This window comes from Stenotrophomonas sp. YJH_SMC_25 (assembly GCF_059369595.1).
In genome coordinates this window covers 1-25,271 of record NZ_JCAFSV010000017.1, presented here as the reverse complement: position 1 = coordinate 25,271, position 25,271 = coordinate 1, and the positions used below count along the sequence as shown (strand labels likewise).

Here is a 25,271-nt window from a genome sequence, read left to right as displayed (position 1 = left end):
GAGTTCTTCGTTGTGTCGCGTTTGGCTCGTTGCGATGGGGTAGTTCCGCCCCGCCGTCCTGCCATGCCGATTCACAACAGAAGGATTCGTGTATGAAGCGACACACGCAACGCTCCGCGCCACCGCGCTCTGCGCGCCTGGCCCTCGCCACTGCCCTGGTGCTGGGCAGCCTGGCCGCCACCGCCCAGGCCCAACAGGCTGATCCGCTGGCGGGTATCCAGTGGCACCTGCTCAACACCGGTCAGACGGTCCCGGCCGACACACTGCCGGTGGCCGGCAACGATCTGAACGTGGATGGCCTGTTCCGCAATGGCATCCGTGGCCAGGGCGTCACCATCGCCATCGTCGACGATGGCCTGCAGATCGCGCATCCGGACCTGGCGGCCAACGTGGCCGCGGTGGCCGGCAAGAACTTCACCAATGGCTCGAACAACCCCACCCCGACCAACCCGGATGTCGACAACCACGGCACCATGGTCGGTGGCATCGCCGGTGCGGTGGGCGCCAACAACCTGGGCGTGCGCGGTGTGGCCCCGGCGGCGACGCTGAAGGGCTTCAACCCGATTTCGCGCTCAGCCCTGGGCAACCAGCAGAGCAACATCGAGTACGCCTGGTGGGACGGCGCGGAGTCGGCCGACGTGCAGGTGTTCAACAACAGCTGGGGCGCCGGCCCGGGCAATCCGAACCTGCCGTTGGCGTACAGCGAAAACACGATTCGTTCGTATGAGCAAGCCCTGTCGGGTACGCGCGGTGGCCGCGGCGGCATCTACGTGAAGTCGGCCGGTAACAACTTCAACAATGCCTCGATCAGCCAGACCCAGGATGTCTGCACCACCGACACCAAGAACCGCAACACCGGCTGCGTGCCGGCTGGCCGCGACCCGCGCAACAACCTGTTCAACGTCATCACCGTAGGCGCGGTGCGCGCCGATGGCGTGCGCTCGTCGTATTCCTCCACCGGCTCGGCGCTGTGGGTGTCGGCCTTTGGCGGCGAGTACGGCCTGCAGGCGCAGTACGCCCCGGGCCTGGTGGCACGCGCCTACGACCCGGCCATCGTCACCACCGACGTGACCGGGTGCGCGCAGGGCAGCAACAAGAACACCAACCGCCAGAACACGCTGGACAGCAACCTGTCGGCCATCGACAGCACCTGCAACTACACCGCCAAGATGAACGGCACGTCCGCGTCGGCACCGATGGTGTCGGGCGTGGCCGCACTGGTGCTGGAAGCCAATCCGAACCTGTCCTATCGCGATGTGAAGTACATCCTGGCCACCACCGCCACCCGCAACCACCCGAACCAGCCGGCGGTGACACTGGCCGACGGGCGCACGCTGGTGCCGGGCTGGACGGTGAATGCTGCCGGCCGTGCCTACAGCAACTGGTACGGCTTCGGCGTAGTCAACGCTGCACGTGCAGTGCAGGTCGCCGAGAACTTCCAGTCGCTCGGTGCGCTGGTCGACAGCGGCTGGCGCAACACCACGCGTACCGTGGCCATCGGCAACACCTCGGCTGCCGCCGCACGCCTGACCTTCCAGTTGGCCAACGGCGCGCGCAACATCGAAAGCGTGCAGCTGGGCTTCCGGGTCAACCACCGCAACACGCGCCAGCTGCAGTTCGTGCTGGTGTCGCCCAGCGGCACCCGCAGCGTGGTGCAACCGGCGTTCACCGCGATCGGTTCGGGCACGGGTGGCGCGCAGAGCAACTTCACCAGCTGGGACCTGCTGTCCAGCAATGCCTTCCTGGATGAGAGTGCCAGCGGCACCTGGACGCTGGAAGTGACCGACATGGGGCAGGCCGCGACCGCTGCATCGCGTGGCAACCTCGAATTCTTCAAGATCCGCGTTCTGGGGCACTGATGATGAAGACCACCATTCTGTTGAGCACGCTCGCCTTCGCGGCGATGACCTCCCCTGCCTGGGCACAGAGCTCGGGGCAGACCCCTCCAGCCAGGACCCTGTCGACCGTGGATGCGCAGGAACTGAAGGCCTCCGCTACCGGCCGTTCGTTCGATGTGGGCGGCACGCGCTTCCAGCTATCCCCCTCGACCACCGTGAAGCAGGCCAGCGGCGGTCAGTTCACGATCACCCCGCAGGCGGCGGCGACCACCAGTTCGCGTACCAAGCGTTCGCTGGATGGCGCAGCGGCCGCGCCTGCTGATGCCGGTGCCGGCAAGTTCGCGGCGGCGGTCTCCCGCGACGGAGCGCCGGTGGTGGCGACCTCGCGGGTCAAGGTGTTCTTCACCGATGCGGCATCGGCCCAGCGCGCGGCTACGGCCACCGGTGGCACCGTGGTGAAGGTGTCGAAGGCTTCGGGCCAGGCCATCGTGGAGTATCCGTCGGTGAACGCGGCACTGGATGCGACCACCAGGCTGCTGTCCACCGCCGGTATCCGCGCCACCGAGCCGGACGTGGTGCAGTGGGAAGAGACCAAGTAAGGCGTTGAGCGGTGCCCCGGCCGGCTGGCTCTCCTGGCCGGCCGGGGATTGGTGTGGGGGTGTGCCGACCAACGGTCGGCACCCACCGCGGTGGAGGTGGCGTCAGCGGGCGGCGAGTGTGCCGCTGTGCTTGAGGTGGCAGCTGGCCAGCGCGTCGTTGCCGGCGGCCGGGTGGCCGGGCTCGAGCAGCAGGCGCTGCACGTCCGAGAACAGCTTTTCCACCGGCATGCCGTACGGCGCGAACAGGCGCAGTCGCCCCTGGCGGTCGAACACGTAGCCACCGGCAATGTGGCTCATCGTGTAGGTATCCCGTACCTGACCGGGTTCCTTTTCGTAGAACGCCTTGAAGTCGCTGGCCATCGCCGCCAGCTGCGCTTCGTTGCCGACCAGTGCGATTGCCTTGGGGTCGAACGCTTCCACGTAGGTCCGCGCAACCTCCGGGGTGTCGCGGGCCGGGTCAACGCTGACGAACACCACCTGCAGCTGGTCGGCATCCTTGCCCATCAGGTGCTTGACCTGGCTCAGCTCGACCATGGTGGTCGGGCACACGTCCGGGCAACTGGTGAAACCGAAGAACAGATAGGTCACCTGCCCCTGCAGGTCCTTCGGGCCGCGCACGGTGCCGTGGCTGTCGGGCATCGACCACTGCTGGCCGAGCTCTTCGCAGGCGATGTCCTTGGAGTAGAAGTCCATGCGCGACTGCGCACTGCAGCCGGCCAGCAGGCCGAGCAGCAGGCCTGCGGCCAGCCGCAGGCCACGTTGGGGGAACGCAATGCCTTTCACGGTTCGCAGGCTCAGTTGATCATCATGTGGTAGTGCATGCTCCAGATGATCCAGACCGACAACGCGACGATGATGAACAGGATCACCAGGGTGAACACGAAGCTGGCCAGGTTCCAGCCACCTTCGGACTTGCGGTCCATGTGCAGGAAATAGACCAGCTGCACCAGGATCTGCGCCACCGCGAAGCCAACCAGCAGGAACAGCGTGAGCGGCCGCGACAGCACCGGGTTCATCACCAGTGCGAACGGCACCACGGTCAGCAGCGCGCATAGCACGAAGCCGATCAGGTAGGACTTGGTGGAGCCGTGCGCATTGCCGGCGCGCGAAGTTTCGACGTGGGCCATGTCAGAAGGCTCCAATCAGATAGACGAAGGTGAAGACGCAGATCCACACCAGGTCCAGGAAGTGCCAGAACAGGCTCAGGCACGACACGCGGGTGATGTTGGTCGGGGTCAGGCCACGGCGGTAGACCTGGTGCATGACCACCGCCATCCAGATCAGGCCGCTGGCCACGTGCAGGCCGTGGGTGGCGACCAGCGCGAAGAACGCCGACAGGTAGGCACTGGTGCTGGGGCCTGCGCCTTCGTGGATCAGGTGCGAGAACTCGTAGATCTCCATGCCGATGAACGAGGCACCGAGCACGAAGGTCACGCCCAGCCAGCGCAGCACCGCCGAGGTGTCGTGGCGATGCATCGCCAGTACGGCCTGGCCGTAGGTGATGCTGGAGACCAGCAGCAGGAAGGTCTCGGCCATCACGAACGGCAGCGAGAACAGGTCCTTGCCGGTGGGGCCGCCGGCGTAGGCGGTGCTGAGCACCGCGTACGAGGCGAACAGCGAACCGAACAGCACCAGGTCGGACATGAGGTAGACCCACATGCCGAACACCTTCATGCCGCCCTGTTCGTGGCCGTGGTCGTGCTCGTGGTGGTCCTCGTGCGCCTGCGTGTCGCTGGCCAGCTCGGGGCGGGTCAACAGGTTCATGCGCGTACCTCCTTCAGCTTGGCAAGGTTGGCCGCTTCGGTGCGCGCCACCTCGTCGGAACTGACGTAGTAGTCCACGTCCTCGTCGTAGGACCGCACGATCAGTGTCACGATCATCGCGATGAAGCTGGCCGCGGCCATCCACCAGATGTGCCAGACCAGGGCGAAGCACAGCACCAGGATCCAGATGTTGAGGACCAGCGGCACGCCGGTGTTCTTAGGCATGTGGATCGGTGCGTACTTCTTCGGCGGCGGCGGCAGGCCGCGCTTCTTCGCTTCGTGGAAGGCGTCCAGCTCATCGGCCTTGGGCACCACGGCGAAGTTGTAGAACGGCGGCGGCGACGGCGTGGCCCATTCCAGCGTGCGTGCGTTCCACGGGTCGCCGGTCAGGTCCAGGTTGCGCTTGCGGTCGCGCACGCTCACGTAGATCTGCACAAGCATCAGGATGATGCCCGCGAACACGAACAGTGCACCGATGAAGGCGGCGATCAGGTACGGCGTCCACGCCGGGTTGTCGTACTGGTTCATGCGACGGGTCATACCCATGAAGCCCAGCATGTACAGCGGCATGAAGGCCAGGTAGAAGCCGATCACCCAGCACGCGAACGACCACTTGCCCAGGCGCTCGTTGAGGGTGAAGCCGAACACCTTCGGGAACCAGTAGGCGAAGCCGGCCAGGTAGCCGAACAGCGCGCCGCCGATGATGGTGTTGTGGAAGTGCGCGACCAGGAACAGGCTGTTGTGCAGCAGGAAGTCCGCACCCGGAATGGCCAGCAGCACGCCGGTCATGCCACCGATGGTGAAGGTGACCAGGAAGGCGATGGTCCACAGCATCGGCACGCTGAATTCGACGCGGCCGCCGTACATGGTGAACAACCAGGTGAAGATCTTCACGCCGGTGGGGATGGCGATGATCATCGTCATGATGCCGAAGAAGGCATTGACGCTGGCACCGGAGCCCATGGTGAAGAAGTGGTGCAGCCAGACGATGAACGACAGGATGCCGATCGCCAGCGTGGCGCCCACCATCGACTTGTAGCCGAACAGCTTCTTGCGCGCGAACGTGGCAGTCACTTCAGAGAAGATGCCGAACGCCGGCAGCACCAGGATGTACACCTCCGGATGGCCCCAGGCCCACACCAGGTTCACGTACATCATCGGGTTGCCACCCAACGTGTTGGTGTAGAAGTTGAAGTCCAGGTAACGGTCCAGGGTGAGTGCACCCAGCGCCACGGTCAGGATCGGGAAGGCGGCGATGATGATCACGCTGGTGACCAGCACGGTCCAGGTGAACACCGGCATCTTCATCAGGGTCATGCCCGGCGCACGCATGCGCAGGATGGTGATGAACAGGTTGACGCCGGTCAGCAATGTGCCGACGCCCGAAGCCTGCAATGCCCAGATGTAGTAGTCCACGCCGACGCCTGGACTGAACTCGATGCCCGACAGCGGCGGATAGGCCACCCAGCCGGTCATGGCGAATTCGCCAACGCCCAGCGAGATCATCATCAACGCTGCGCCGACCACGAAGATCCAGAAGCTGAAGGCGTTGAGGAACGGGAATGCCATGTCGCGCGCGCCGATCTGCAGCGGCACGATGATGTTCATCAGTCCGACCACGAACGGGGTGGCCACGAAGAAGATCATGATCACGCCGTGCGCGGTGAAGATCTGGTCGTAGTGCTCCGGTGGCAGGAAGCCGTCACTGCCCGGCCCGGCCGCCGCCAGCTGCGCGCGCATCATCAGCGCATCGGCAAAGCCACGCACCAGCATGACCAGCGCCACCACCACGTACATGATGCCGATCTTCTTGTGGTCCACGGTGGTGAACCAGTCACGCCAGAGCGGACCCCACAGCTTGAAGTACGTCACCGCGCCGAGCAGCGCGAGGCCGCCCAGCACCATGGCCGCCAATGTGACCACGACGATCGGCTCGTGCAGTGGCACGGCCTCCCACGTCAATTTACCCAACATGTTCGTTACTCCTGGGAAACCTGGGCACCGCCGGCAGCGCCCGCCGGGGTAGCAGCAGCGGTGTTCTCACCGACGCCGATGAACTGGTCGATGACCTTCTTGAACAGCAGCGGTTCAACACTGGAGAAGTGCTGCACCGGTACGTTCTTCGACGGTGCGGCCAGCGCCTTGAACTGCGTGAAGCTGAGCGCGTCCGGCGCGCTGCGCACCTCGGCCACCCAGCGATCGAAGTCTTCGTTGCTGCTGGCAGTGGCGATGAACTTCATGTTCGAGAAGCCATGCCCGCTGTAGTTGCCGGACATGCCACGGAACTGGCCGGGCTCGTTGGCGATCAGGTGCAGCTGCGTGCGCATGCCGGCCATCGCGTAGATCTGCCCTCCCAGCTGCGGGATGAAAAAGGTATTCATCGTCGAGTTGGAGGTGATGTTGAACGCCAGCGGGCGGTTGGCCGGGAAGTTGAGCTGGTTGACCGTGGCGATGCCCAGATCCGGATACACGAACACCCATTTCCAGTCGGTGGCGATCACGTCCACGTGCAGCGGCTCACCGGCCACGTCCAGCGGCTTGTACGGGTCCAGCTCGTGGGTCGACTTCCACACGATCACCGCCAGCACCGCGATGATGATCAGCGGCACGCCCCAGACCACGATCTCCACCTTGGTGGAGTGCGACCAGTCAGGCATGTATTTGGCTTTGGTGTTGCCGGCGCGGTAGCGCCACGCGAACACGAAGGTCAGCACGATGGCCGGTATCACCACGATCAGCATCAGGCCGATGCAGATCAGGATCAGGTCGCGCTGGGCGAGCCCGACCATGCCCTTCGAATCCAGCAGCACCCAGTCACAGCCCGACAGGCCGACGCAGGCCAGGGCGACCAGCGCCAGGCGGATGCGGTTCCAGCAGATATTCATTGGAGGTCAACCCTGTTGAAGAAGCGCGCTTGACCGGCTCGCCTGCGCGCAGCGCCCGGGCGTGGAGCGGCTACACTGTGGGTACGAGGTCGCCTACAAGCAGGCGAACCACTCCAATCAAGCCCATACAAGATACATCATTGTATGGAATTGTGCATCTGCACGTATGGAAAAAACTGACCGATGACGCCACCTGCCGCCGGCCGCCGCCTGAAACACCCCAATCGCACCTGGGTTCGCCCCTTCCGCGAGGGCGCCGGCCCGCTGTACCTGCAGATTGCCCAGCAGGTACGCGAGGCGGTGGATGACGGCGTGCTGCGCCCGGGCGACCGGCTGCCGCCGCAGCGCGACCTGGCCCAGCAGGTGGGCGTGGACCTGACCACGGTCACCCGCGCCTTCGCCGAGCTGCGCCAGGCCGGCCTGCTCGACGCGCAGGGCGCCGGCGGCACCTTCATCGCGCTGTCGGCCGGCAACCGCAGCACCTCGGTGGACCTGAGCATGAACATCCCGCCGCTGCTGGGCAGCGCGCCGTTCGCACAGGGCATGGAGGCCGGCTTCCAGCACGTGGGCCAGCAGCTGGGCCAGGGCGAACTGATGAGCTATCACGTCGGCGCCGGCACCCGTGAGGACCGCGCCGCCGCCGTGCAGTGGCTGGCGCCAATGCTGGGCACGGTCGGTGCCGACCAGGTGGTGATTTGCCCGGGCGCGCAGACCGCGCTGTGCGCGCTGATCCTGGCCCGCACCCAGCCGGGCGAGCTGATCGCCGCTGAGCAGCTGACCTACCCGGGCCTGCTGGCCGCCGCGCGCGTGCTGCAGCGGGGCGTGGTGCCGGTGGCGATGGACGCCGAGGGCATGCTGCCGGGCGCGCTGGAGGAGGCCTGCCAGCTACGTCGCCCGCGCCTGCTGTACCTGGTGCCGACCATCCAGAACCCGACCACGGCAACGATGTCGGCGCAGCGCCGGCAGGCCCTGCTGGCGGTGGCGGAGCGCCACGATCTGACCGTGATCGAAGACGATCCCTACTGGTTGCTGGCCGGTGACGCCGCGCCACCGCTGGCCGCCCACCGCCACGCCGGTTGCCCGGTGTATTACATCTCCACCCTGTCCAAGTGCCTGGCGCCGGGCCTGCGCACCGCCTACCTGGTGGTGCCGGCCGGCGAGCCGATGGAACCGGTGCTGGACGCCCTGCGTGCGATCGCACTGATGCCGACCCAGTCGATGGTGGCGGTGGCGTCGCAGTGGATCCGCAGCGGCCAGGCCCGGGACATGGTGCAGCGCTTCCAGCAGGAACTGCGCGAGCGCCAGGCGATTGCCGCGCAGTTCCTGCCGCCCCGCGCCCAGGCGCATCCGGCCGGCCTGCATGTGTGGCTGCCGCTGCCGCCACGGCTGGACCAGTACCGGTTGATCCAGGCCGCACAGGAACAGGGCCTGGGCATCGCCAGCTCGGATGCCTTCAGCGTGGAAGAGCCGCCGCCGGGCAACGCGATCCGCCTGTCGCTGGGCGGCGCGGTCGACCAGGGCGCGCTGGCCGGGGCGCTGGCCAAGCTGAACGAGATTCTGTCCGAAGCCCCCGAGGCCCGGCACAACGCCATCGTCTGAACCGGGTGCATGGCACTTCATCCATACAAGATGATATTTTGTATGCAATGTATGGATGAAGGGACGTGCATCGATGCGCGCCGAGAAACTGAAGTTCCACCTGGTGATGGCCGGGTGCGGTGGCTTTGTGGTGTTGATGCTGGCCGCGCTGGCCTGGGTCTGCCTGCAGCCGCAGACCGTGGACGTGCAGGCCGCCGAACGCCACGCCATCGAGCAGTGCTTGCAGCGCAGCGAGGATCCGTCGCGTAGCGAGATCCAGCGCCGCGCGCAGGCCGATTCCTGCCGCGAGATGCGCAAGCAGTACGTGCACAAGTTCGGCGGGGACGCGTCCTGATGGGCGCAGCCGCGCCGCGTCGCCGCTGGCTGCTGCCGACGATGATCGCCCTCGCCTGCCTGTTCATGGCCGGCGTGGCGGCTGCGCTGTGGCAGTACTTCGGCTACAGCGCGCAGTCCACCTTCACCGAACAGGCCATCGTCTTCGACGACTCGCAACTGCGCCTGCCGGCCGATCTGGCCGGTGATACCGGCCGCATCCGCGTGGTGCATTTCTGGGACCCGGCCTGCGGCGTGTGCAACCGCGAGACCGGTGCGCACCTGAGCTACCTGATCAGCATGTACCGCCGCGCCGGCATCGACTTCTATGCGATCCGCCGCCCCGGTACCCAGGGCGAGCTGCCCGAGCCGCTGCGCAACAAGGTGATCAACCTGCCGACCATCGACGGTATCGAACACATCCCGGCCAGCCCCGCCGTAGCCATCTGGGATCGCCAGGGCCACCTCGCCTATGCCGGGCCGTACAGCATCGGCATGGTCTGCAACTCGGCCAACAGCTTTGTCGAACCGCTGCTGGACAGACTGGTGCGCGGCGAGACCGTGCGCCCAAAGGGACTGCTTGCCGTGGGCTGCTACTGCCCCTGGCAGGCCAAGCGCTGAGGACGCGCAATGACATCACTGACGCTGGCCGGTGCGGCCGCCGCAAACAACAACGGCGGTCACCTGTCCGAACCGACCGATGGTTATGGACAGGCTCCCGCCGTTGGAAGCAACGATACGCCCCGACATGCTCCGTACATGCCGCGACCGGATGTCGCAGCGCGCGAATGGGTGCAGGACGTGCTCGCGCACAACGGGCCGATCTACCTGCGCATCGTCAATTCGCTGGAACGCACGGTGCGCCGTGGCGGCCTCGCACCCGGACAGCGCCTGCCCTCGCAGCGCGCGTTGGCGCAGCAGCTCGGCATCGACCTGACCACGGTCACCCGCGCCTTCGATGAAGCACGCAAGCGCGGCCTGATCGAAGCACGCGGGCCACAAGGCAGTTTCATCGCACCGCCCAAGGCCGGCTTCGACCAGGTCGTGGACCTGAGCATGAACGTGCCACCGGTGCCCGACGCCGATGCGCTGGCCGAGACCCTGCGCCGCGGCGCCGCCGCCGTGCTTGCACGCAGCAACGCGCCCAACCTGATGACCTATCACCTGGGCGGCGGCAACCCGACCGACCGCCACGCAGCGGCGCGCTGGCTGCAACCGATGCTGGGAAAGGTGGACGACGCCTGCCTGCTGCTGACCGAAGGCGCCCAGGTGGCGCTTGCCGCGATCCTGGTCAGCCAGGGCCGCGACGATGATGCGATCCTCTGCGATGCGCTGGTCTATCCGGGCCTGCTGCAGGCCGCCGCCGCACTGGGCCGGCGGCTGCTGCCGGTGGACAGCGACGAACACGGCATGTGTCCCGATGCGCTGGCCCGGCTGGCACGCGAAAGCGGCGCGCGGTTGGTCTATCTCAACCCGACCTGCCAGAACCCGACCGCGCTGACCCTGCCGCTGCAGCGGCGCGAAGCGCTGGCACGCGTGCTGGAGCGCGAGGGCCTGCTGGCGATCGAAGACGATCCTTACTGGCACCTCGCCGAGGATGCACCGACACCGCTGGCGGCACTGGCACCGCGTCATGTGTTCTACGTGGCGACGCTGTCGAAGGTGATCAGCCCCGGCCTGCGCACCGCCTTCGTGCGCTGCCCGAGCGCGGCGCATGCCGAGGCGATGACGGCTGCACTGCGGGCGACGCGGCTGATGGGTCATCCGCTGGTCTCGGCGTTGGCCAGCCAGCTGTTGCTGGATGGTTCGGCGCAGTCACTGCTGGCCCAGGTGCGCACCGAGGCACGCGAGCGCATGCGCATGGCGCGCTACCTGCTGGCGCCATCGCTGCTGCAGCGCGCGGAAGGCCTGCATGCCTGGTGCCGGGTACCAGCGCCGTGGACCGACGCCACGCTGGTGCGTACCGCACAGCTGCAGGGGCTGGCGATTGCGCCATCTTCGGCGTTCTGCCCGCAAGGCGTGTCTTACCCAAATGGCGTGCGGCTGTCGCTGGGGCTGGCGGCGGACCGCCGACAGCTGGAGAGTGCGCTGCGACGGATTGATCGGTTGTTGTTGTCCGATGCGTTGCCGGCGATCGAGCGGTAGCCCTGGAATGGGATGTGCCGACCAACGGTCGGCACCCACCCGACCGGTAGTGCCGGCCGCTGGCCAGCGGAAGATTCCCCGGCACGGTTGGAATGTGCCAACCAACAGTTGGCACCCACCCGACCGGTAGCGCCGGCCGCTGGCCGGCGGAAGATTCCCCGGCACGGTTGGAATGTGCCAACCAAGGTTGGCACCCACCAGATCGGAGGTAGATCGTGGAATGGGATGTGCCGACCAACAGTCGGCACCCACCCGACCGGTAGCGCCGGCCGCTGGCCGGCGGAAGATTCCCCGGCACGGTTGGAATGTGCCAACCAAGGTTGGCACCCACCAAAGCAGGGTCAGGCCAAGGCGGAGAGGGCCTTCACCAGCGCATCCATCTGCTCCGGCCGGGTGAACACCGATGGCGTCACGCGTACACAGGCACCCGAGTCCAGGCCATCGCGATACGTGGTGAAAATCCGATGCTCATCCAGCAGGCGCTTCTGCAGCGCGAGGTTGTCAGCCACGCTGGTGCGCCCGCGCAGGCGGAAGCTGGCCAGCGCACTGGCCAGCGCCGGGTTCGGCGAAGACAGCACTTCGATGTGCGCCATCTTCCGCGCTGGCACGGTCCAGCGCTCGCGCAGGTAGCGCAGCCGCGCCTGCTTGTTGGCCACACCTACGCGCTGATGCAGGGCAATCGCCTCCGGCAGTGCCAGGTAGGCGGCGAAGTTGACCGTACCGGTGTGCACGCGGCTGCCGACACGGCCATCATCGGTCTCGCCCATGTACGGGTCCAGGTCCGCCACGCGCCCCTTGCGCACGTACATCGCGCCGACACCGACCGGCGCGCCGATCCATTTGTGCAGATTGATGCCCACGAAGTCAGCTTTCAGATCCGGCACGGCGTAGTCGATCTGACCGAAACCATGGGCAGCATCAACGATCACATCGATACCGCGTGCCCGCGCACGCTCGGCGATCTCGGCCACCGGCAGCACCAGCCCATGGCGATGGCTGACCTGGGTCAGCAGCACCAGTTTCAGGCGCGGCAACCGCGCGAACGCGGCCTCGTAGGCCTGCAGGATCTGCGCGTGGTCGGGCACGGCCGGTAGCGCGATACGCTCGACCTGCACGCCGCGACGCTGCTGCAGCCAGCGCATCGCGCCGATCATGCTGTCGTAGTCGATGTCGGCATACAACACCTGGTCGCCGGGCTGCAGGCGGTTGTAGCCACCGATCAGCGCCAGCATCGCCTCGGTGGCCCCCCGCGTCAGTGCGATCTCATCAGCACCCACACCCAGCAGTTCGGCTACCTCTCGCTGCACCGCCATGTATTGCGCCGGAAACGCGCGGCGCCCATACCAAGCGTTGCCACGATTCACTTCAGCGGTGTGGCGCTGGTAGCTGGCCAGCGTCTCACGACCCATCGCGCCCCAGTAGCCGTTCTCCAGGTGGTTCACTTCATCGGTGATGTCGAAGTGGCTGGCCACGGCGGCCCAATAGCCTTCATCGTGGGCCAGCACGTCCGGCGCCACGGTCGTCGAGGGAATCTCCATCGGCGAAGCGTAGCGCGCAGCGGCGCTGGCAGGCAGTGAAGACAGCGCAGCTGCAGCCGGCAGCAGGGTGCCGGCACGCAGCAGGGAACGACGACGAGCGTCCATCAGAAGGTCAGCCGGTACTGCGCGTACAGGTTGGCACCGTCGGTGTCGTACGGCGCGTTGCGCGAGTAGACCAGGCCACGGCTGGCCTGGAACGTGGCCTCATCCGGGTAGCGATCGAACACATTGTCGGCGCCCACGCGCAGGCTGTGGTGCTCGTTGATGCGATAGCCCACGGCCAGGTCGAGGAAGCTCATCGCACCGAAGCGCTGGTAGATGTCGCCCACCGCGTTGCCGCTGGAATCGGTCCAGGCGCCGTAGTAGCGCATGCGCGCCATCAGCGACCAGGCACCGATGTCCCAGCTGCCGGTCAGACTGCCCTTGTGCTCGGGCAGCCGGTCTTCGAACAGCACGCGCTGGGTTTCGTTGGTGGCCACCGAGGTGCTGCCGTTGTCCACGTGGGTGCGGTTGTAGTTGTAGGCCAGGGTCAACGTCATACGGCCGGCGCCGAGGTCGCGCAGGTAGTTGCCGACCACGTCCACGCCGGTGGTGGTGGTGTCGAAGTCGTTGGTGAAGTAGTTCACCGAGGTGTAGCCCAGTGGATTGGGCGTACCGGCCGGAATGGCGAAGCTGGCCGACTGGCTGAAGCGGTCGGTGAGCTTGATCTGGTAGACATCCACCGAGCCGGACAGGCCCAGGTCGGTGCGCCAGGTCAGGCCCAGCGAGGCGGTGCGCGATTCCTCCGGCTTCAACGGCTTGGCTCCAAGCAGCTGCGCCAGCGGATCGTTCGGCGACAGGCGGCCACTGGTGAAGATCTGCAGCGTGCGCGTGTCCAGGCCCTGGGTGGTGCTGGTGGTGTTGAGCTGCGCCGGCGTCGGTGCGCGGAAGCCGCTGGACACGGTGCCGCGCAGGGCCACGTCCGGGGTGATCGCAAAGCGCGCCGACAGCTTGCCATCCAGTGTGCTGCCGAAGCTGGAGAAGTCCTCGTAACGGCTGGCCGCGCCGATGCTCCAGCGCTCGCCCAGCGGCACTTCCATGTCCACGTAGGCGGCCTTGCTGCGCTGACTCCACTGCCCGGCCTGGCTGGCCGAGAAGCCCGGCGCGCCATTGGAATTGGCTTCCAGGCCTGCGGCCGCGCCCGGACCCACCGCGTACGACGCCGGGTCACCGGCGCGCACCTGGTAGGTCTCCTGGCGGAACTCGCCACCGAAGGCGACGTTGATCGGCTTGGACAGCGCGCCCACCTCCCACTCGTAGTTGAAGTCGGCGTTGGCGTTCTTCTCGGTCTGGGTCAGGCGGCCGAGATCGAAGTCGGTCGGGCTGGCCGGGCCGAGCGAGGCATTGATCGAGTTCTTCAAGCTGTAGTCGATGGCGTTGCGGCCATACGAGGCGCTGACATCCCAGCGCAGCTTCGGCGTGATCTCGCCGCGCAGGCCACCGACCAGCTGCAGGTCGTTCTGGACGTTGCCGTACTGCGGGCTGAAGCCGACCGGATACAGCGAGCGCAGGTTCCAGCCGGTGAAGATGGAGGTGGTGCGGTACGCGCCGGTGGTGGTGTCCGGGTTGCGCCAGTTGAAATCACTGACGCCATCGCTGTGGCTGTACAGGCCGAAGGCATAGAGCTCCAGCGTCTCGCTGGCATTGGCCTTCACGTTGAAGCCGACGCGGCGGCTTTCCAGTTCCGGCTGGCCCCAGCGCTGCACCGGATTGGGCACGTCCAGCTCCGGATGTGCAGCCTGGAAGGCGATCGCATCGGGGCGCTGGCGGGTGCGCGAGGTGGCGTCGGAGTTGGACGATTCGGCGAACAGCACCAGGCTGCCATAGTCGCCCAGCGACCAGCCGGTGCGCGCACTGAAATCGCGCGAGGCACCGTCGCCCTGCGCGTACTGCGAATAGCCGGCGGTGATCTCGGTACCTGGGCCATCCTCGAGGATGATGTTGATGACACCGGCGATGGCATCCGAGCCGTACTGCGCCGACGCGCCATCACGCAGCACCTCGATGCGCTTGATCGCGCTGGTCGGAATCTGTGCAAGGTCGGCCGCCTGTGCACCACGGTTGCCGAGCAGCGCGCTGCGGTGGAAGCGGCGGCCGTTGACCAGCACCAGGGTCTGGTCCGGCGACAGGCCACGCAGGGTCGCCGGGCGCACGAACACCTGGCCGTCGGCCATCGGCAGGCGCTGCACCACGAACGAGGGCACCAGCTGGGCCAGCACGTCCTTCAGGTCGGTGGATTCGACGGACGTGATGTCTTCCTTGGTGAATACGTCCACCGGCGCCAGTGTTTCGAACTGGGTGCGGTTGGACGCGCGGGTACCGGTGACCAGCATCGCGTCGAGCTGGGTGGGTGCGGCGCGGTTGCCGCCTGCGGCATCGACCGCATCGGCCTCCGCTGCGATCGCGCCTCCTGCGCTGGCCATGGAAAGGGCAAGGAGGATGGAACGCGAAAGCTTCGAACGATGCACGGCAGGGCTCCGGGAGGACGCGACAGGGCCAGCACCTGTTCGGAAACAACAGGGCTGGACAAGGCGCGCAGTCTCGGCGCGATCTGTGAAGGAGCCATGACGTCAATGCGACAGCTTGATGCGCCAACCAAGATTGGCCCCTGCCAGGGCTCATCCGTAGATCCACGCCATGCATGGATGGGCAATGCAGACCCACGCCCCATCCCCGCACACAGCGGCTAGCCGTTGCCGTTGCCGTTGCCGTTGCCGTTGCCGTTGCCGTCGTCGCCAAAGCCGAAACGGGCCGGCCGTGCCGTTCGCAGCGGAACGAACATCATGGCGGCGAACACCACCAACGCGGGGGTGGACATGATCCAGATGCCCCTGTTGCGAATCCCGATCTCCATGAAGTCGACCTGCAGATCGCCGATCCATTGCAGCTGCGTCAGTATCATCACCAGCCCGCCGATAGTCGCGCACGGCAACCCACCGTGACCGGCCCCCAACAACGTCGGTGTCAGAAACCCGCCCAGCAACGCGAAGCCGACACGGTACACCCAGGGATTGCCGCGCCACCGTGGCGCGCCGAACAACATCAGCAGCATCAGCGCCAGGGTCAACAGACTGGGAAGTACCCAGAGGGCAAGCAGCATTTCGATCATCTCGATCATCGGCCGGGCTCCGCTGGCCTGGCATCCCACGTCGTCGATCGCATCTCCCTGCCCCTCATCACGTCCATGAAGCACGCATTGTTGCCGGTACGCAGGCAGACGCAAAGCCCCGGCAGCGCAAGAACTGCTAAACGCCGCGCCTGCCGATCCGCTACTGTGCCGGCATTGGATGCGGGGAACGGCAGGATGAGCGCGGCAGGCAAGGCGTTGTGGTTCATCGAAACCCATGCGGACCAGCCATTGGCGCTGGCCGATATCGCCGCTGCGGCCGGCCTGTCGCCGTTTCATCTGTCACGCCTGTTCCAGGCCCGCACTGGCACCTCGGTGGTGCGCTACCTGCGGGGACGGCGCCTGACCGCTGCGGCGCAGCGGTTGGCCGACGGGGCGGGGGATATCCTGCAGGTCGCGCTGGGAGCCGGCTATACCACCCATGCCGCGTTCACCCGCGCCTTCAGCGAACAGTTCGGACAGACACCAGAGCGGGTACGCGAACAGGGCACCGACGGACTGGCACTGGTGCAGGCGATCCGCGTGGACGATGCGCCGGCGCCCTGCGGTGAGGCGCCGCGACTGCTCGACACGCCCGCTTTCCAGGTGGCGGGCATCGGCATGCGGCATACCCGCGACAGTGGCGGTGCAATTCCCGGCCAATGGGCGCAGCTCAACCGCGAATGGCCGACGCCCGCTCCGATCAGCTTCGGTGTGTGCTGCAACAGCGACGACGATGGCGGCTTCGATTACATTGCCGCACTGCCCGCCAGCGCGCTGCCGACCGTGCCGGCGCACTGGCAACGGGTGGACGTGCCGGCGCGCCGCTATCTTGTGGCCTGGCACGGCGGGCACATCTCGGCCATCCGCTCGACCTGGTTCTGGCTGCTGGATCATTACCTGCCCGGCTCTGGCCTCAGCCTGGCCAATGCACCCGATCTGGAGCGCTACGACACCCGCTTCGACGAGCACACCGGCAACGGCGGCGTGGAGATCTGGTTGCCAGTCGATGAACGTCCCAACTGACAAGGAACTGAAGATGCGCATGATGGCCGCTGTGCTGGGAATGATCCTCATGGTCTCCACTGCCATCGCCGAGGGCAGCGAGACGCAGGCGGCCGGCGAGCGCCACGGCGCCACCACGGTGGCCAGCGCGGCTGTACGCGATGGGCAGCACCACGACGCGCTGCGCTACACGGTCTGGTACCCAGCGCTGGCCGGCAGCCGGGAAACCGCCCTGACCATCGGCCCGCCCGACGCACCGCTGTTCGAGGTCGGACGCGCAGCGGTGGATGCTCCCGTCGCGGGGGCTCGCCTGCCGACGCTGCTGCTGTCGCACGGTAACGGCGGCAGCGCACGCATGATGGGCTGGTTGGGCACGGCGCTGGCGCGGGACGGTTATCTGGTGATCGCGGTCGATCATCCCGGCAACAACGGTGCCAACGAGATGACCCTGCCCGGCAGCGTGCTGACCTGGCTGCGCGCGGATGATCTGCGCGCTGCGTTGGCCGCCGTGCAGGCCGATCCGATCCTGGGCCCGCATGTCGATCCAGAGCGGCTGGGCGTGGTCGGCTTCTCGGCCGGTGGCTACACCGCGCTGCTGGCAGCCGGTGCACGGCCCAGCCTGCAGCGACTGCTGGCCTTCTGCACCGCGCACCCGGATGACGGCGTCTGCCAACCGCAACAGGAGGCGGCCACGCACACGATGCAGGCGCGCCGGGCCGCTGCGGCTTCGCCCGCGCTTGCCCCCTGGATCGCCGAGGCTGACGCACAGCGCGCGATTCCCGGCGTGCGTGCCGTGTTCCTGCTGGCACCCGCCATCGTGCAGGCGTTCGCGCCCGCGCAGCTGTCCGCGTTGCGGCAGCCGGTATCGATCATGTTGGGGGCCGCAGACACCGTCGCGCCACCGGAGACCAATGGTGAGGCCGCACAGGCGCAGATTCCGCGCGCAACGCTGCAACGCCTGCCGGACGTGGGTCACTACGACTTCCTGGCGGCCTGTACCGTTGTCGGCGGGCAGAGGCTGCCCGAGCTCTGCAGCACTGCGGTTCCCAGGACGAAAACCCACCGGCAGGCGGTGGATGCAGCCACGCGATTCTTCGCCGACGCACTGCGCTAGTGGCCGCCGGATGCGGCCCGGCGCTACAGTGATCGCGTCCACGGAGAACGATCATGCGCCTGCTGCACCTCACCCTGCCGGTCTCCGATGTCGGCGCCGTCGCTGCGTATTTTCACGATGTCCTGCAGCAACGCGTGATCGGCCCCCATGTGCACATCGGCTTGAGCACGATCGAACTGCAGCCCGCTGAAGGACGTCCGCTCGGAGGCGTGCACCTGGCCTTCAACGTACCGGACAACCGCTTCGGCGAGGCGATGACGTGGCTACGCGAGCGCACGCCGTTGCAGCGTAATCCGGCGGGGCTGGACTACTTTGCGCTGGAGAGCAGCTGGCAGTCGCAGTCGGTGTACTTCACTGGCCCCGATGGCTTGATCCTGGAACTGATCGGCCGCCGCCGCTTGCCCGACAGTACGCATCAGGGCGCCTTCCACGGCAGCGAACTGACCTGCCTGAGCGAGGTCGGCCTGCCCAGCCACGATGTCGATGCCGTGCGAGAACAGTCCAGCATGCGATTCGGCCTGCAACCGATCAGCCCGCCTTCGGCGCAGTTCGCGCCGATGGGCGACGACGAAGGGCTGCTGATCGTGGTCGCTGCGGACCGGCGCTGGTTCCCCGAGCAGAAGGACCTGCCCAATGCGCAGGGGCTGTTGCTGCAGGTCGGCGACGTGGCCGGCCCGGGCGTTGTGGAGGACGCTGCACTCGGCTGGCGTGTGCAGGCGACCTGATCTACCAGCTGCCCGACGCGCCGCCTCCGCCGCTGCGGCCGCCGCCTCCGGACCAACTGCTGGAGCTGCTCGACGACGAACTGCTGGATGACGAACTGGACGCGCTGCGGTGGCCGCCGGATGATCTGCGGCTGCCGCGAGCCTTCTCACCTGGCAGCATGGTGAAGATCCAGGTGAAGTACAGCACGAGCGTGCCGGCACTCCACCCGATCGTCGTGGCGAGGCGCGCAACCGGGCCGGCGCGATCGATGGCCAGCAGTGCGAAGAGCACGTAGCCAGCGGTCAGCAGCAACAGCACTGCGCACCTCACCCCGAAGCTGCTGCGGTCCTTGTGCCAGCGCGCGCGGCACGCCTGTACGAGGAAGAACACCAGCATGGCCACGATGCCTACCGCCAGGTCCAGCGACGTGTGCAAGGCCAGACTGGGTGGCAACTGGCCACGCACCACCATCACCACGAAGAACCCCGAACTGACCCCGAGCATGCCGAGCAGCACCACGCGCACACCGCGGCTACGGCGCCAGCACCAGCCAAGCAGGCTCGCCACCGGTACGCACAACGCCAACACGATGCAGAGCGCTGCCAGTGCCTGGCGTGGCGCCCACATGGCCGCCGCCAGCAGGCCCGCGGCCACCACCGCCGTCACCAGCAGCGGGCGGGCCCAGGCCGGCAATCGCTCCGGGTGCGCCTGCGCCGAGGGCGGCGAGCGCCACAGACCCGCAAGGAAGCCGGCCAGCAGCGTCAGTGCAACCACCGAGTCCGCGCTGCGCCAATCGGGCGGCAGCACGTTGCGCATCGATGGCGCTTCCGATGCCGGCAGGTCCTCGCCATCGATCAGCGCCACTATGATCTTCGTTCCATCCAGCACGCCCTGGTCAAGGTCGCCATCGCGGAAACGCGGCACGATCGCCTTGTCGATGATGCGGGCGGCATAGGCATCGGGTATCGCGCCCTCCAGGCCGTAGCCGGTCTGGATGCGTACACGGCGGTCCTGCACGGCCACAAGCAGCAGCACGCCATCGTCAACGCCTTCGCGGCCCAGCTGCCACTGGTCGAACACCCGCTGTGCGTAAGCTTCGATGCCTTCGTCGCCAACATGGTTGACTACCATCACCTGCAGCTGCGCGCCGGTGCGCGCCTGCAACTGGAATGCCTGCGTGCGCAGTTTGTCGCGGGTATCCGCCGAAAGTGCGTTGGCGGCGTCCACCACCGGATCATCCAGCGCAGGGACTGCAGCACCGGCCATCACCACCCTCGGCAACAGGCACAACAGCATCAACAGCCATGCCGTGGCCCAGGTGCACGTCATCCTGCGCAGCATCTTCACGTACCCTGCCCTGCCTCGATCTGCGCATGCAGCGCCTGCAGCTGTGCCGCCGTCTGGTTGAACACCTGCAGATCGGCATCCACCAGGGCCGCCCAGTCAGGCGCGTGCCCCAGCAGTTGCGCCACCTGCTCGTCCGGCGCGCGATCGAAGCCCTCGCCAAGCACGGCAAGATAGCGCGCACGGAACCCCTCGGGATCGCGCTGGTCCTGCACATACAACTGCACGGCCAGCAGACCCGCATACAGGTAGTTCACCAGATAGTTCGGGTCTTCATACATCAGGCGCTTGCCGATCCAGGTGTTGCGCAGCTGCGGGTAGCGCTCCGGTTGCTGGCCGAAGCGTGCGAGCACCCGCCCGGTCAGCGCGTCCAGGTCATCGGCGGTGCCCAGCGTGCCGGCGGCAACGCCCTGGTAGATCGACCGCTCCAGCTGCGCTTCCTCGGAAGAGGTGAACAGCTGCAGCACCATGTCGTCCAGCAGCGATTTCAGGTAGTAGGCCTTGGCACGCGGGTCCTGTGCCTGCTGGTACAGCTGGTCGCGGAAGCGCAGCTCGTTGTAGATCGCGAACGCCTCGGTCAGCCACTGGCTGCCATTGCGCTGCAGCGGCGACGCATGACCCCGCTGCATCCACTCGCCATGCACGGCATGGCCAGCTTCATGGGCGATCTCGACATCGCTTTCCAGGTCCCCGCTGCGGACACCAACGAACAGCATTGCCGGCACACCGGGAGCGCTCACGGAGAACGCGTCCTGGCTGCGGTCACCGCGTTCGGTGGCCAGATCCATGCGGTGGCTGGCCGGATCGAGCAGCGCGCGCAGTTCAGCGACGTACGCCGGGCCCAGGTGCTGCATGGCATCGGCGGCGTTGTCGCGCAGCTGCGCCAGCGTCAGCATCGGTGGCGTGTAGCCGGCATCGGGCACCGTGGTATCCCAGATCTGCGGCGCGTCGATGCCCGATCGCGCAGCGTGGTGCAGCAGCATCTCCTGATAGGCGCGGCGGTCTCCCGCATGCTGTTCGATCGCCACCAGCGTTGCATCCACTGCGGCAGTATCCAGGCCCATGCGCTGATAGCCATGTGCCGGCGCCGAGCCGTCACCCTGCAGGCGTGCCGCGGCGTCATTCACCTGCACCAGCCCCAGCAGCACCGACGCCATCGGCTCACGGCGCGATTGCAGGCCTTGCCAGTAGCCCTTCCAGCCCGCCTCGCGCAGGGCGCGGTCGGGCTGCCGGGCCAGTGCCTGCCTGTCGCGCCCCGTGTCCCAGTGCCGGCCGCCGTGCTCGATCTGCGGGTACTCGGCGCTGCGCAGGATCTGCCCACGCAGGCGCGCGAAGCTGTCCAGCGCCGGATCGGCCAGTGCCTCCACGGCCTCATCCAGCGCGGCGTTGGCCGGGGCGGCGGCCTCCTTCAACGCGCGTGCGCGCAGGAAGCCATAGGGTGCTGCCCATGGCGCATCCGCGGGCGCCTCGCGCAGAGCGGCGCGGCCGCTGCGGGCAATGCGGCTGCACAGCCCCATCACCTGGTCCAGCGCCTGGGCCGGACGCTGATCACGCGCATTGCGGGCGGCCTGCAGGTGCAGGTAGCTGTGATGGCGCAGGCACTGCGCCTCCAGTACCTCGGCCTGCCGGAAGCGTTCCGCGGGTGCAACGGTGGACGCCTGCTGCAGAGCCTCGACGCGCTTGCCCAGTGCGTCACGCGCGGCCTGTTCGGCGGTGGCATTGGCGAAGTAGGTGCGGTCATCGGCATGCACCGACTGTGCCTGGGCGCCGCTGAGGGAGGCTATCGCCAGCACAGCTGCGATGGCGGTGGTGGTGGCGTGCTTCCTGAAAGCCTGCATCGGCGTCTCCCTGCCTGGACCAGGGATCGAGCCTAGCAGTCACTGGCCCGCCGCGCCTGTGCCGGATCAGGTTTCAGATCGACTCGTCCTCACGCTTGACCAGTGTCCAACACGGCGTCTGCGCAAAGGTGTAGGTCTGCTGGTCGCTGCTGTCCGGCATACGGATCTGCACCTGTCGCTGCCCATCGGCCAGGGGGCTGACCTGCATTTCGCGGCCCTGCCCGGCCAATGCGGCAGGATCGGGCATCACCGGCCACTCGACATCGGCCAGCGCCAGCCGGCTCTCCACCTTGCGCGGTTCCGGCTCGGCCTCCGCATCGATGTAGCTGTCCAGCAGCGGGTCGGCGGTGGCCTTTTCCTGCAGCGCGATCTCATTGCCGAAATGCTTCAGGAATGTATCGAATTCCGGGTGGGGGCATTCACTGCGTGCAGCCACAGGTGTGGGCTCGGCGGCAGTGATCGCCGGCGCCGCTGCGGCAGGCCCGGCTTCGCCCGCTGTCTGCGGTGGCTGCGGCGCTGGCGTGCAGGCAACCAGCACCACGCCACAGGCGAGCATCAGCAATGCGGCAGAACGGTATCGACACATGGGCTCATCCTGAATCCGGTCCGGTCGCTCCATGCTACCGCGCGCCCTACAATTCCGGCATTCCGCCTGTCCGAGAGTCCTCATGCATCGCCTCCTGCTCCTGATCGGCCTGCTGCTGCCCGCCCTGTGGCCAGCGGTGGCGATGGCCGTCGATGTCCACGAAGGCGATCTGCTGTTTGTCACCGCCGGCCGCAGCGGCCTCAGTGCCGCCATTGACGATGCCACCGGCAAGCAGGGCGCGCCCAGCTTCGATCACGTCGCCCTGGTCGCTTCCACGCCGAAGGGCTGGGAGGTATTGCATGCGGACGAGAAAGGATCGCGCCGGCAATCGCTGGTCGAGTTCCGCCAGGAGGCGCGCGCCAAGCAGCGGCAGATCGTGGTCTATCGCCTGCATGCGCCGCAGCAGGCGGCCATCAAGGATGCGGTCGCCACCGCGCGCACGATGCTGGGCAAGCCGTACAACACGTCGTATGTGTTGAACGAGGACAGCTACTACTGCTCGGACTTCATCGAACGCGCCTTCCGTGCGCACCACGTGTTCGCATTGCAGCCGATGAACTTCCGCAACCCGCAGACCGGGGAGATCGCCCAGCACTGGGTGGATCTGTACCGCGGCATGGGCATGGACGTACCGCAGGATCAGCCCGGCACCAATCCGAACGACATGTCGGCAGCGCCGGTGCTGCAGCGTGTCGGCGTGCTGGAATAAGCAAAGCCCCGCACGGGGCGGGGCTTTGCATCACCGGAGCTGGTAGCGAGGTCACTCTTCCTCGTCCTGCCCACCCTGCTGCTGGTTGCGCTGGTTGCGCTGCTGCTGTTCCTGCTGCTGTTGCTGCTGCTGGTCGCGGCCACGACCCTGCTGCTGATCCTGCTGGTTCTGCTGGCCCTGCTGCTTCTGGTTCGGGTTCTGGTTCTGGTTCTGCTGTGCCATGTCCGATCTCCAAAGCCACTCGCGGAATGCGGTGGACGTGGCCATCGTCTGCAGCGAATGGTTAATCATGCGTGGGTGCGCGGCTACATCTGCGTGTACGCCTGTGAATGAACGCGCAGAAGCCCTTGTGGCACAAGCGGCTGAAGAATTCATGTGGGTTCGGCATGTGCTCATGCAGTGGTCAGCATGGCGCGCATTCATGGCGTTCTCAGCCGGAAACACGCGCGGAAGGAGGCTGGCTTCCCAACTCACGCAGGCAAGCCAGCCCAGCATTCAGGGCATCACCGGCGGCACATACGCCAGGGTCATCCCCAGCAGCCACAGCAGGCCCAGCACCAGCGGGATGTGCACCAGCAGCTGGATGAAGGTGAAGCCCACGATGTCGCGTGCCTTCAGGCCCAGTACGCCCAGCAGCGGCAGCATCCAGAACGGATTGATCAGGTTCGGCAGCGCTTCGGCCGCGTTGTAGACCTGCACCGCCCAGCCCAGGTGTGCCTTCAGTTCGTTGGCGGCCTGCATCACGTACGGCGCCTCGATGATCCACTTGCCACCACCGGAGGGCACGAAGAAGCCGAGCACCGCCGAATAAACGCCCATCACCAGCGCGAAGGTATCGGTGCTGGCCACGTGCACGAACAGGCTCGACAGCCGGTGCGCCAGTGTCTGCCCATCGCCACCGGCAGCGTGGGTGAGGATCATCGCGATGCCACCGTACAGCGGGAACTGGATCAGCACGCCGGTGGTGCTGGGCACCGCCTTGGCCACCGCGTTGAGGAAGCTGCGCGGCCGCCAGTGCAGCAGCAGGCCCAGCGAAATGAACAGGAAGTTGTAGGTGTTGAGGTTGGCGATGGCGGTGACCACCGGCTTGTTGGCGAACTCGTTGAACAGCCAGCCGAACGCCAGCAGCGAGAGCAGCACGGTCAGCAGCGGGCTGTACTCCAGCCATTCGCCCGGGCGCGTGCGACGCTGCAACGGCTCCGGCTCGGCCTGCGCGGCGCCGGGGAAGTCTTCAGCGGTGCGGGCACTGCCGGCGGCCGGTGCGGTCAACCAGGCGATCAGCAGCGAGACCAGGATCAGCACCGCGGTCAGTGCGATCGACTGCCACAGGAAGATGGTTTCGGTGAACGGCAGGACGCCGGTGATCTCGACCAGGCCCGGCGGCATGCTGGCCGGGTTGGCCTGCAGCTGTGCGGCCGACGAGCTCAATCCCATGGCCCACACCGCACCCAGGCCGAGGTACGCCGAAGCACCCGCGGCCCGGTAGTCCATGCGCAGTTCGGTACGACGGGCCAGCGCACGCACCAGCAGGCCACCGAACACCAGCGAGAAGCCCCAGCTGAGCAGCGAAGCGAGCATGCTGACCAGGCCCACGTACACCACCGCGCCGCGGCCGGTACGCGGCACCCGGGCGAGGAAATCGATGAAGCGTGCGACCACCGGCGCGGTGGCCACGGCGTAGCCACCGATGACCACGAAGGCCATCTGCATGGTGAAGGGGATCAGGCTCCAGAAACCGTCACCGAAGGCGCTGGCGGTGGCCTGCGGGGTCGAGCCGAAGCCCATCGCGGCCAGCGCGACGATGACCACGCCCAGCACCGCGAACACGTACGCATCGGGGAACCACTTTTCCGCCCAGGCGGCCGAGCGCAGCGCTGCGCGCGCCATCCAGCCGTCCTGTACTGCTGCCGTCGAGGCCATCGCCTACCCTCCCAGGTTCGATGGATCGATTCTGGGCGGTGGGGTGCGGCCTGTCAGCCACCTATTGGTCGTAGGTCGCGGAGGAGGGTAGTGCCGGCCGCTGGCCGGCAACCTCGGGATCGTGCACGGGTGCAGCCGGCCAGCGGCCGGCTCTACCAGATCCAAGCATCATCGCAGGTGGTGGAAGGCGGTAGTGCCGGCCGCTGGCCGGCAACCTCGGGATCGT

At 67.0% G+C, this 25,271-nt stretch carries 23 protein-coding genes; 10 read left to right on the top strand and 13 right to left on the bottom strand.

The features are described 5' to 3' along the window. Positions 1-92 precede the first annotated feature (92 nt). On the top strand, positions 93-1,859 hold the full coding sequence (locus tag AC5P7E_RS18515; RefSeq protein WP_043034251.1) for a S8 family serine peptidase: 1,767 nt from the start codon (positions 93-95) through the stop codon (positions 1,857-1,859). Beyond that, positions 1,859-2,437 (top strand): hypothetical protein, encoded by a 579-nt coding sequence (locus AC5P7E_RS18510; protein ID WP_005414757.1) that lies wholly within the window; start codon positions 1,859-1,861, stop codon positions 2,435-2,437. Before AC5P7E_RS18515 ends, AC5P7E_RS18510 begins: the two co-directional genes overlap by 1 nt. 102 nt (positions 2,438-2,539) lie before the next feature. On the opposite strand, the gene AC5P7E_RS18505 is transcribed toward AC5P7E_RS18510, so the two are convergent. The 5 genes from AC5P7E_RS18505 to cyoA are packed head-to-tail and all read right to left on the bottom strand — an operon-like array spanning position 2,540 to position 7,085. Further along, on the bottom strand, positions 2,540-3,220 hold the full coding sequence (locus AC5P7E_RS18505) for an SCO family protein (RefSeq protein ID WP_114619003.1): 681 nt from the start codon (positions 3,218-3,220) through the stop codon (positions 2,540-2,542). A gap of 11 nt (positions 3,221-3,231) precedes the next feature. Next, positions 3,232-3,564: a cytochrome o ubiquinol oxidase subunit IV gene (cyoD, locus tag AC5P7E_RS18500; protein WP_005411473.1), complete on the bottom strand. Its 333-nt coding sequence runs from the start codon at positions 3,562-3,564 to the stop codon at positions 3,232-3,234. Position 3,565: 1 nt separating this feature from the next. Further along, positions 3,566-4,201: a cytochrome o ubiquinol oxidase subunit III gene (gene cyoC, locus AC5P7E_RS18495; protein WP_080281857.1), complete on the bottom strand. Its 636-nt coding sequence runs from the start codon at positions 4,199-4,201 to the stop codon at positions 3,566-3,568. Then, positions 4,198-6,174: a cytochrome o ubiquinol oxidase subunit I gene (gene cyoB, locus AC5P7E_RS18490; protein ID WP_043034249.1), complete on the bottom strand. Its 1,977-nt coding sequence runs from the start codon at positions 6,172-6,174 to the stop codon at positions 4,198-4,200. The genes cyoC and cyoB overlap by 4 nt, the downstream gene beginning before the upstream one ends. A 5-nt stretch (positions 6,175-6,179) precedes the next feature. Next, the gene (cyoA, locus tag AC5P7E_RS18485) at positions 6,180-7,085 is read right to left on the bottom strand and encodes a ubiquinol oxidase subunit II (RefSeq protein WP_099472679.1); all 906 of its coding nucleotides are present in this window, start codon (positions 7,083-7,085) and stop codon (positions 6,180-6,182) included. A 183-nt stretch (positions 7,086-7,268) separates the two neighbouring features. On the opposite strand from cyoA, the gene AC5P7E_RS18480 reads away from it, so the two are divergent. From AC5P7E_RS18480 to AC5P7E_RS18465, 4 genes are read left to right on the top strand one after another with little or no spacing between them, the layout of a single operon-like run. Then, on the top strand, positions 7,269-8,684 hold the full coding sequence (locus AC5P7E_RS18480; RefSeq protein WP_114619004.1) for an aminotransferase-like domain-containing protein: 1,416 nt from the start codon (positions 7,269-7,271) through the stop codon (positions 8,682-8,684). A 55-nt stretch (positions 8,685-8,739) separates the two neighbouring features. Continuing rightward, positions 8,740-9,018: a hypothetical protein gene (locus AC5P7E_RS18475; RefSeq protein WP_227852303.1), complete on the top strand. Its 279-nt coding sequence runs from the start codon at positions 8,740-8,742 to the stop codon at positions 9,016-9,018. Further along, a complete protein-coding gene (locus tag AC5P7E_RS18470) occupies positions 9,018-9,617 on the top strand; it encodes a DUF6436 domain-containing protein (protein WP_012481503.1) in 600 nt (199 codons plus the stop codon). The genes AC5P7E_RS18475 and AC5P7E_RS18470 overlap by 1 nt, the downstream gene beginning before the upstream one ends. A 9-nt stretch (positions 9,618-9,626) precedes the next feature. Then, positions 9,627-11,141 (top strand): aminotransferase-like domain-containing protein, encoded by a 1,515-nt coding sequence (locus tag AC5P7E_RS18465; RefSeq protein WP_114619005.1) that lies wholly within the window; start codon positions 9,627-9,629, stop codon positions 11,139-11,141. Positions 11,142-11,482: 341 nt separating this feature from the next. Here AC5P7E_RS18465 and AC5P7E_RS18460 read toward each other — a convergent pair whose 3' ends face one another. The 3 genes from AC5P7E_RS18460 to AC5P7E_RS18450 all read right to left on the bottom strand — a co-directional run bounded on the left by AC5P7E_RS18460 (position 11,483) and on the right by AC5P7E_RS18450 (position 15,836). After that, positions 11,483-12,784, bottom strand: a complete 1,302-nt coding sequence (locus AC5P7E_RS18460; RefSeq protein WP_099523838.1) for an aminotransferase class V-fold PLP-dependent enzyme — start codon at positions 12,782-12,784, stop codon at positions 11,483-11,485. Further along, positions 12,784-15,186 (bottom strand): TonB-dependent receptor plug domain-containing protein, encoded by a 2,403-nt coding sequence (locus AC5P7E_RS18455; RefSeq protein ID WP_114619006.1) that lies wholly within the window; start codon positions 15,184-15,186, stop codon positions 12,784-12,786. Before AC5P7E_RS18455 ends, AC5P7E_RS18460 begins: the two co-directional genes overlap by 1 nt. 218 nt (positions 15,187-15,404) lie before the next feature. Then, complete coding sequence (locus AC5P7E_RS18450; RefSeq protein ID WP_114619007.1) at positions 15,405-15,836, bottom strand: hypothetical protein; 432 nt, start codon at positions 15,834-15,836, stop codon at positions 15,405-15,407. A gap of 186 nt (positions 15,837-16,022) precedes the next feature. Between AC5P7E_RS18450 and AC5P7E_RS18445 the strand changes: the two genes are divergently transcribed. From AC5P7E_RS18445 to AC5P7E_RS18435, 3 genes are read left to right on the top strand one after another with little or no spacing between them, the layout of a single operon-like run. Next, on the top strand, positions 16,023-16,850 hold the full coding sequence (locus AC5P7E_RS18445; RefSeq protein WP_197589198.1) for an AraC family transcriptional regulator: 828 nt from the start codon (positions 16,023-16,025) through the stop codon (positions 16,848-16,850). Between the two features lie 13 nt (positions 16,851-16,863). Beyond that, entirely contained in the window at positions 16,864-17,943 is a 1,080-nt protein-coding gene (locus AC5P7E_RS18440; RefSeq protein ID WP_114619009.1) for an alpha/beta hydrolase family protein, read from the top strand. 53 nt (positions 17,944-17,996) lie between these two features. Then, entirely contained in the window at positions 17,997-18,668 is a 672-nt protein-coding gene (locus AC5P7E_RS18435; protein WP_114619010.1) for a VOC family protein, read from the top strand. Position 18,669: 1 nt separating this feature from the next. On the opposite strand, the gene AC5P7E_RS18430 is transcribed toward AC5P7E_RS18435, so the two are convergent. The 3 genes from AC5P7E_RS18430 to AC5P7E_RS18420 all read right to left on the bottom strand — a co-directional run bounded on the left by AC5P7E_RS18430 (position 18,670) and on the right by AC5P7E_RS18420 (position 22,416). Continuing rightward, complete coding sequence (locus AC5P7E_RS18430) at positions 18,670-19,989, bottom strand: TPM domain-containing protein (RefSeq protein WP_114619011.1); 1,320 nt, start codon at positions 19,987-19,989, stop codon at positions 18,670-18,672. A gap of 2 nt (positions 19,990-19,991) precedes the next feature. Further along, complete coding sequence (locus tag AC5P7E_RS18425) at positions 19,992-21,830, bottom strand: M3 family metallopeptidase (protein ID WP_114619012.1); 1,839 nt, start codon at positions 21,828-21,830, stop codon at positions 19,992-19,994. A gap of 73 nt (positions 21,831-21,903) precedes the next feature. Continuing rightward, positions 21,904-22,416, bottom strand: a complete 513-nt coding sequence (locus AC5P7E_RS18420; RefSeq protein ID WP_049432223.1) for a hypothetical protein — start codon at positions 22,414-22,416, stop codon at positions 21,904-21,906. 82 nt (positions 22,417-22,498) lie between these two features. Between AC5P7E_RS18420 and AC5P7E_RS18415 the strand changes: the two genes are divergently transcribed. After that, positions 22,499-23,125 carry a YiiX/YebB-like N1pC/P60 family cysteine hydrolase gene (locus AC5P7E_RS18415; RefSeq protein WP_012481514.1) on the top strand — a complete coding sequence of 209 codons (627 nt, stop codon included), beginning with the start codon at positions 22,499-22,501 and terminating at the stop codon, positions 23,123-23,125. Positions 23,126-23,176: 51 nt separating this feature from the next. Here the strand turns inward: AC5P7E_RS18415 and AC5P7E_RS18410 are convergent, their stop codons facing one another. Continuing rightward, positions 23,177-23,347: a hypothetical protein gene (locus tag AC5P7E_RS18410; protein WP_231347349.1), complete on the bottom strand. Its 171-nt coding sequence runs from the start codon at positions 23,345-23,347 to the stop codon at positions 23,177-23,179. Between the two features lie 273 nt (positions 23,348-23,620). Further along, positions 23,621-25,045, bottom strand: coding sequence for a short-chain fatty acid transporter (locus tag AC5P7E_RS18405; protein ID WP_005411492.1), 1,425 nt, complete (start codon positions 25,043-25,045; stop codon positions 23,621-23,623). Positions 25,046-25,271: the final 226 nt, after the last annotated feature.